General features: G+C 37.0%; 6 protein-coding genes and 1 pseudogene. 5 read left to right on the top strand and 2 right to left on the bottom strand.

The features are described from left to right. The first annotated feature begins 201 nt into the window (after positions 1–201). Entirely contained in the window at positions 202–414 is a 213-nt protein-coding gene (locus O9290_RS13420) for an Hfq-related RNA-binding protein (RefSeq protein ID WP_002756689.1), read from the top strand. Between the two features lie 403 nt (positions 415–817). Here O9290_RS13420 and O9290_RS13415 read toward each other — a convergent pair whose 3' ends face one another. Beyond that, positions 818–2,398 carry a hypothetical protein gene (locus O9290_RS13415; protein ID WP_288059239.1) on the bottom strand — a complete coding sequence of 527 codons (1,581 nt, stop codon included), beginning with the start codon at positions 2,396–2,398 and terminating at the stop codon, positions 818–820. A gap of 570 nt (positions 2,399–2,968) precedes the next feature. On the opposite strand from O9290_RS13415, the gene O9290_RS13410 reads away from it, so the two are divergent. Genes O9290_RS13410 through O9290_RS13395 form a run of 4 tightly spaced genes read left to right on the top strand, consistent with a single transcriptional unit; the run spans position 2,969 to position 6,254 of the window. Further along, positions 2,969–4,141 carry a glycosyltransferase family 2 protein gene (locus O9290_RS13410; RefSeq protein ID WP_288059237.1) on the top strand — a complete coding sequence of 391 codons (1,173 nt, stop codon included), beginning with the start codon at positions 2,969–2,971 and terminating at the stop codon, positions 4,139–4,141. A 59-nt stretch (positions 4,142–4,200) separates the two neighbouring features. Then, positions 4,201–4,818, top strand: a complete 618-nt coding sequence (locus O9290_RS13405) for a class I SAM-dependent methyltransferase (RefSeq protein WP_147073714.1) — start codon at positions 4,201–4,203, stop codon at positions 4,816–4,818. 19 nt (positions 4,819–4,837) lie between these two features. Beyond that, positions 4,838–5,794, top strand: a complete 957-nt coding sequence (locus tag O9290_RS13400) for a glycosyltransferase (RefSeq protein WP_147073716.1) — start codon at positions 4,838–4,840, stop codon at positions 5,792–5,794. 55 nt (positions 5,795–5,849) lie between these two features. Then, entirely contained in the window at positions 5,850–6,254 is a 405-nt protein-coding gene (locus O9290_RS13395) for a GtrA family protein (protein WP_288059234.1), read from the top strand. A 486-nt stretch (positions 6,255–6,740) separates the two neighbouring features. On the opposite strand, the pseudogene O9290_RS13390 reads toward O9290_RS13395, so the two are convergent. Then, positions 6,741–6,874, bottom strand: a pseudogene (locus O9290_RS13390) (IS630 family transposase); the annotation flags it as partial.

Here is a 6,874-nt window from a genome sequence, read left to right as displayed (position 1 = left end):
TGTCAGTCTGTAGAGCGACCATAAGACCAGAACAGAGTAAATCTGTTAAGGCAGGTGCGAAAAATCCTTCGGGAAAGAAGCAGAAACCCAAATCGTGAGGTTTGGGAATCACCGTCCGTTTACGGCGGTGAGGATGTCAAGGTCAATAAAAGCTGCTCAACAGGAATAATAGAGGATGAACACCTCATCGATAAACTCATTATGTCTCAATTTGATCCTGGTCTGCCGAGTATTAAACAAGTACAGAGCTATATTCAAGAGAAACGGGAAGTAGAAATTAAGTTAAGCACCGATGATCTCCTCGTTGGTCGCATCCTTTGGCAAGATGTTAACTGTCTATACCTAGTCGATCACTACGATAAACCCACTTTAATTTGGCAACAGTCTCTAGTTTATTTAAGACCTAAAGCCTAGGGGGAAATTGGCGATATTTGGCTGTGGGATGCGTCCCGGACGCATCAAAAATTCAGTGCCAAGCAGATAGCTTTTGAGCAAATTTAACGTCAGTTTGGGTTAAGGAGATTTGGCCATAAATTTTAGCAAATAATTAGGTGGGATGGCGAGGATAGCATCAGAATTTCAGTTGCTCGAAAATTTGGGTCAAATTGCCGGCGTTGCTGAATCAAGGTATGAATGCCAACTGTGCATCGTATCCAAAAGTTAGTCTGGGTCTAGGTTTTAAAAATCCCACAAAAGAAGATCCATATCTCAAATCAGCAACGCCTCCAAACTTATATGTTACAACTAAACTTTTAAGGTCATTTCGATTTTAAGCTTGATATAGCTAAGGTTTATGGCTGTGAAACCAAGATCAACTTCAATTTTTCATTTTCAGTATCTTTTTTGACAGCAAGTTAAAAACGACAAATATATTGAGTAAGGATAATCCAGAGAACAATGGCATACTGGGAAATAGATAACGCATCGGAATTTCCCAAGCAGAGGCATCAACTAAACTATAGAGAAAAAGACGGGCAACTTGAGTTAAAAGAATTAAGAAAACTATAATTATGTAAGTAGATAGAAACAGTGATTTAGCTTGATAAATACAGTAATAAATTAGGAGGATTACAAAAGAAATAATTCCTAGCACATTGAGAACATATACGAGATAATTTAAGATTTTGACTTTAGTAAATATTTTAGAATTAGGATTGTGGTTGTTGATCAAAGCGGCTCGGCGATTGGCGGTTGCATTAAATAATCCTACACTGGCTTTGGGATCATCCTTAGTAAGAATATTTTCTACTTCAGACATAGGGGGAAATATAAACGAATTTACCACCTTAATCAATGAACTCTTGACGTGGGGCAACCAAACCCCTATATTAGGATCTAAATAACCTAATAGTAAAGGTTTACTAGGTAAAGTTTTCTCCTGAAAAGCCTTTTCTAGTTCCTTATTAACTTCTGTGAATACCTGATAAACATTCTGAGGTTTTCGATCTGATGATACCTCGCGAGCTGCATAAATTAACAACCATGAACCGTGAGACTGAATCATTTCTTCTTTGGGTAAAAAAGGCTGCATTTTTTTCAAAGTTGGGCTAACTTCATAAGCAGCGGCTAGTTGTGCTTGCGTCAAAGGAATATATCTTTGAGGAGTACCCACATCTATTTTCGTGAGTTTTGTATACATTCCCTTAAAACTGGGAGAATCCGATAAACTGACTCCAGAAACCCCAAAATTGACTTTGTTTAAGACCGTGCAGGAGAAATTAACTAGACAGAAAAGCAGAAAGGGAATTAAACAGTAATAAACTATTTTCTCGATCTTTTGATTTCTGGAAATTCGATAACCTGTGATCCAAGTAATTAGACCGAAGCCGAGAAAGTATAGATATAACACCTCTCTTTCTGGTCTAGTAATGGCAATCATTCCTAGAATCAAACCCGATAGACAGGAATAAACAAGTTTACTCGATCTTTTCCTAGAAATTAATAATAATATTGTCACTCCCACTAGAAAATTGAATAAAGAAATTACCGATGATTCACTCCTGGCATCATTGAAAAACCTAAAAGTCAATGGATAAAAAACCATGACACCAAATACACCAAGACAGATCAATTTAGGAATTTTCAAAAATCCCAGGCAATAAACTAAAAATCCCGTGGAAAGTATATAAAAAATCTCGTGAAATATTCTCAAAGGAATCCCAGATAAATTAACTAACCAGACAAAGATAGAATAACCGGGAGGATGACCTAAGGCCCCGATACCTACTTTATCCGACCAAATATTGAATGCAGCTCTCGCCAGATAGCTTTCTGGATCGGAACCGATAGCGACAATTTCATACTTTCTGGTTAAATAAAATTTAATAATTATTATCAGGACAAATCCTAATCCAATAAGAAAGTTAAAAATTTGCGTACGTTGACTTAATTTATTCATAATTTTCTTATCCCTCAACACTTTATGATAGTTCTTAGCTCTCTGAGTTTTTTTTTGAATAGGTAAAGTGTATCCTATGATACTATAGAAATCGGTGTGAATTCACCAACAAGTAGATAGATAGGAAGTCTCCCTGATCGTTTAAGATTCATGAAACTAAGAATTAAGAGGCCTCCCAGTCATTGAAATTAATTTGTAACCATTGACCTGTTTAGCTTACCAGATAATGTGGCAGATTGTACCAGATAAAACCTAAAAAGCTATAGAACCCTCTTTAGAGCCAGATAAGCTGTGAACAAGAAGCAAGAAAAATCTAGATTTTCTCTGGGTTGCCAAATTTTTGCCCTAAGCTGTTCGTAATCTAAACCCCGTTGTTGGGATGCTGAAGGCCCTGTCTAGCTTAGATAGCTTCGGAAATCTGGATAATGAACAGCCCAATCATTATAGGTTATTGGGGACAAAGACAAGCCAATCAATTAAGGCGGCACTGTTGAGCAATCAAAAATTTGTTGTCACAAATGTCAATAATCCTGTTATACTCTTGAGCAAAACGACTCCACCGCGATTGTTATGCTGGAAAATCAGGTCATGGCAGATGCCGCCTCTAATGAGCAGATACCTACTTTAGAATTATCGATCATCATGCCCTGTCTCAACGAGGCGGAAACCCTGGCCACCTGTATCGGCAAAGCGCGAGATTATCTGGAACGACACAAAATTGCGGGAGAGGTGCTAATCGCCGATAATGGCAGTAGCGATGGTTCCCAAGAAATTGCCACTAATTCAGGGGCGCGGGTGGTTCCTATCCCGGAAAGGGGTTATGGTAGCGCCCTGCGGGGAGGTATCGCCGCCGCCAAAGGTCAATACATTATTATGGGGGATGCCGATGATAGCTATGACTTTACCAATCTCTCGCCTTTCCTAGAAAAATTGCGACAGGGTTACGATTTGGTGATGGGCAATCGTTTTCAGGGGGGAATTCAACCCGGGGCGATGCCAGTATTGCATAAGTATCTGGGCAATCCTGTCTTGACTTGGTTAGGACGGTTATTTTTTGGCAGCCCCTGTGGTGATTTTCACTGTGGATTGCGCGGGTTTAGTAAACAGGCAATCGAACAATTGAACCTACGCACCACTGGCATGGAATTCGCCAGCGAGATGGTGGTGAAAGCATCCCTCTACGGCCTGAAAATTACCGAAGTACCAACCACTTTATCCCCTGACGGCCGCAGTCGTCCTCCCCACCTAAAAACTTGGCGCGATGGCTGGCGACATCTGCGATTTCTCTTAATGTATAGTCCTCGCTGGTTGTTTCTCTACCCCGGACTGGCTTTAATGTTTCTGGGATTTGTGGCGACGATTTGGTTTATGACCCAACCCAGAGTTCACACCCTTCTCTATTCAGCCACAGCTTTGATTATTGGCTTTCAAATCGTCAGTTTTGCCATCTTCACAAAAGCTTTTGCTATCAGCGAAGGTTTATTACCGGAAGACCGAAAATTAAGACGATTTTTGCGTTATATTAATCTGGAGGTAGGATTAATCATTGGCTTAATTTTATTTTTGCTAGGTATGGGCAGTTCACTGTATGCTTTATACATTTGGAATGCTCGACTTTATGGAGCCTTAGATCCAGCCGTGACCATGCGAATTGTCATTCCTTCCGTAACCGCTCTAGGGTTGGGAGTACAGGTGGTTTTTTCCAGTTTCTTTTTAAGTGTTTTGGGACTCAAGAGAAAATAATTAACCTACCCAAAATTATGCCTAGTTGTGGCTCACTTGTCTACCCGATCAGAAAACTTATGAATAGGAAAATTAACCCTTTCAATCAGGATACCAAAAATCAGTCCTACTCGGAACGATTGCTGAATAAACAGACGGCAAAATGGAAAGAAATATTGGATGTTCAAGCTCCTTACCGTTGGAATCTTCAGAGGCTAAATTTAGGTTTTACTCTCGATATTGGTTGTGGAATAGGCCGTAATCTGATGAATCTGAAAGGAAATGGAATTGGTATTGACCACAATTTTCACTCAGTTGAAGTCTGCCGAGCTAGGGGCTTCATGGCTTTTACACCAGAGGAGTTTCAACGGTCATCATTTGATGAACCCGAAAAGTTTGACTCTATCTTATTAGCTCACGTTGCGGAACACATGAGTTATTTAGAGGTAATTAATTTACTTAATGACTATGTTTATCTGTTAAAAAATCACGGCAAATTAGTTATAATAACTCCTCAAGAAGCTGGTTTCAAGAGTGATGCAACCCATGTAGAATTTATGAATTTTGCTAAATTGAAAGCAATTGCTAGAGAACTTGATTCCAAAATTATTAAACAATACTCTTTCCCTTTTCCACGGATAGTGGGCAAATTATTTAAGTATAATGAATTTGTCTCTTTAAGTCAAAAAGAGAAATAAAATTACCAGAGCAAAGAATATGAGTAAACCTTGGCTGTCAGTTTTAATTCCCACTTACAATGGGGAAAAATATTTAGTAAAAGCCCTAAACTCTATTGCTATTCAAGATGATTTTGATATAGAGTGTCTGGCTATTGATGATGGTTCAACAGATGAAACCTTGGCAATACTCCAGTATTTTCAAACCAAAATTCCCCTAAAAATTGTTCAAAGGGAACCGCAAAAAAACTGGGTAGCTAATACTAATTATCTACTCGATATGGCCCGAGCCGATTATGTCTGTTTTTTACATCAAGATGATATGTGGATAACCCGGAGATTGATGATTTTAAAAAAGCTAACCATTCAATTTCCCGAGGCCAATTTAATTCTTAATCCTTCTATATTTGTCAATATACAAGGGCAAAAATTAGGACTATGGCGATGTCCTCTACCTTCTTATCCAATAATGATTAGTTCGGAGCAGATGATTAGTAAATTGTTAGTGCAGAATTTTATCTCTATTCCCGCACCAATCTTTAAGAGAGAGATGGCTTTAAAAGTAGGTGGTTTGGATGAAAAACTATGGTACACGGCTGATTGGGATTTTTGGCTAAAATTAGCTCAAGATGGACAGATAATATACTATCCCAAGCCCTTATCGGTCTTTCGCATTCATTCTCATTCCCAAACCGTTACTCGTAGCTCTTATATCCAAGATTTTCGACAACAGTTAGAATTTGTTATAGATAAGCATCTAGAAGCATGGAATACTTCTAGTCAAACCAAAAGTAAAATTAGAAAAATTGCTAACTTCTCCAAAGAAGTTAACATAGCATTGGCTTCTATTATTCATGGTAAAAAACTTAAAATAAGTTTTTTGGTACAGGGATTATTTTCTTTAGGTTTCTTGGATATGTACAAATTCTTTAGAGACTCAAGAATCCTAGAGAGAATTATGGCTAGAATGAGAGCCAAATTAAATCAAGTCAACTAAAGTGTAAGTGTTGACATTGATGTCCTGCCCCAAATTTTTATAGGAATGATAGCTAATGCAAAGATCAAAAACATTATTTAAAAGTGGTTTTCTCAAATTTTTATTGGTGGGATTATTTTGTACACTTCAAAATGTTTTTTGGCTGTATTTATTGACTACAATACTTAAGTTTCATTATCTAGTTTCTACAATAATTTTAATGATTACTGTTAACAGCTTGGGATTTTATCTGAATAAGCGTTATACTTTTAAAACCTATAAAACTAGAACCATTAAATCTGTTTTCAAAGAGTTGATAAAATACCACACAGTTATGTTATCTAGTTCATTAATCGTTTTAGGTTTAATGTATGTATTCGTTGATATTTTCAGAATTTGGTATATAATGTCAAACTTGGTCATCAGTATTGGTATGTCTGTTTACAATTTCTTAATTCACAAGAGATGGACTTTTAAATAGTGGCCTTTATGTAAAATTTTTTGCAATCAATAATTCCCAGATAATTCATTATCATTTTTTCTGATCACCTTATCAACTAAGCAAATGTCAAGCATGAATAACAATCACTCTAGTTCTCAATCTTCTAATAAAGTAACAGTTAATATAGTCCTAAAGCTTATAGATGGCAAGAAACAATACTTTATCTTGAGTTTACTATTTATAATTGCCGTGAAATTTTTCTGATTAGAAATAGTGAATTTTCGGTTGTCCAAAAGATTCTTTAGGCTAGAGCCTAATGGCAAGTCAAAAATAGCAAGAAATCGACAATCATCCTAGTTCTTAGGGTATCCGCATTAAATGTAAAATACTTGTATAAAACGTAAAGGTAATTATGCAGACAAAGAACTCGTATTTTTTAGATTTAACTCCTCTAAGAGAATTGATGCTTTCCAGAACCTTCTGGTTCAGTCTCAGCATCGTATTCTCCATTTTGTACAGTATACTTTAGACGTTCATAATCTGAGATTTATTAAACTTCTGAAATCGTAGAGTCAGCAAGGAATCCAGTTCTTTTTTATGTTTCAAATGGGCATCATTCAAACATTCATAAATGGCTGAAGAAAAGTCAGAAAAGTTTT

The organism is Microcystis sp. LE19-41.2A (assembly GCF_027530405.1).
GTDB lineage: Bacteria > Cyanobacteriota > Cyanobacteriia > Cyanobacteriales > Microcystaceae > Microcystis > Microcystis aeruginosa.
This window is presented reverse-complemented; position numbering and strand designations above follow the sequence as displayed.

Excerpts from the sequence above, each read along its gene's own strand:
- O9290_RS13410 (WP_288059237.1), top strand. The coding sequence starts at position 2,969 with ATGCTGGAAAATCAGGTCATGGCAGATGCCGCCTCTAATGAGCAGATA.
- O9290_RS13395 (WP_288059234.1), top strand. The coding sequence starts at position 5,850 with ATGCAAAGATCAAAAACATTATTTAAAAGTGGTTTTCTCAAATTTTTA.
- O9290_RS13400 (WP_147073716.1), top strand. The coding sequence starts at position 4,838 with ATGAGTAAACCTTGGCTGTCAGTTTTAATTCCCACTTACAATGGGGAA.
- O9290_RS13415 (WP_288059239.1), bottom strand. The coding sequence starts at position 2,398 with ATGAATAAATTAAGTCAACGTACGCAAATTTTTAACTTTCTTATTGGA.
- O9290_RS13420 (WP_002756689.1), top strand. The coding sequence starts at position 202 with ATGTCTCAATTTGATCCTGGTCTGCCGAGTATTAAACAAGTACAGAGC.
- O9290_RS13405 (WP_147073714.1), top strand. The coding sequence starts at position 4,201 with ATGAATAGGAAAATTAACCCTTTCAATCAGGATACCAAAAATCAGTCC.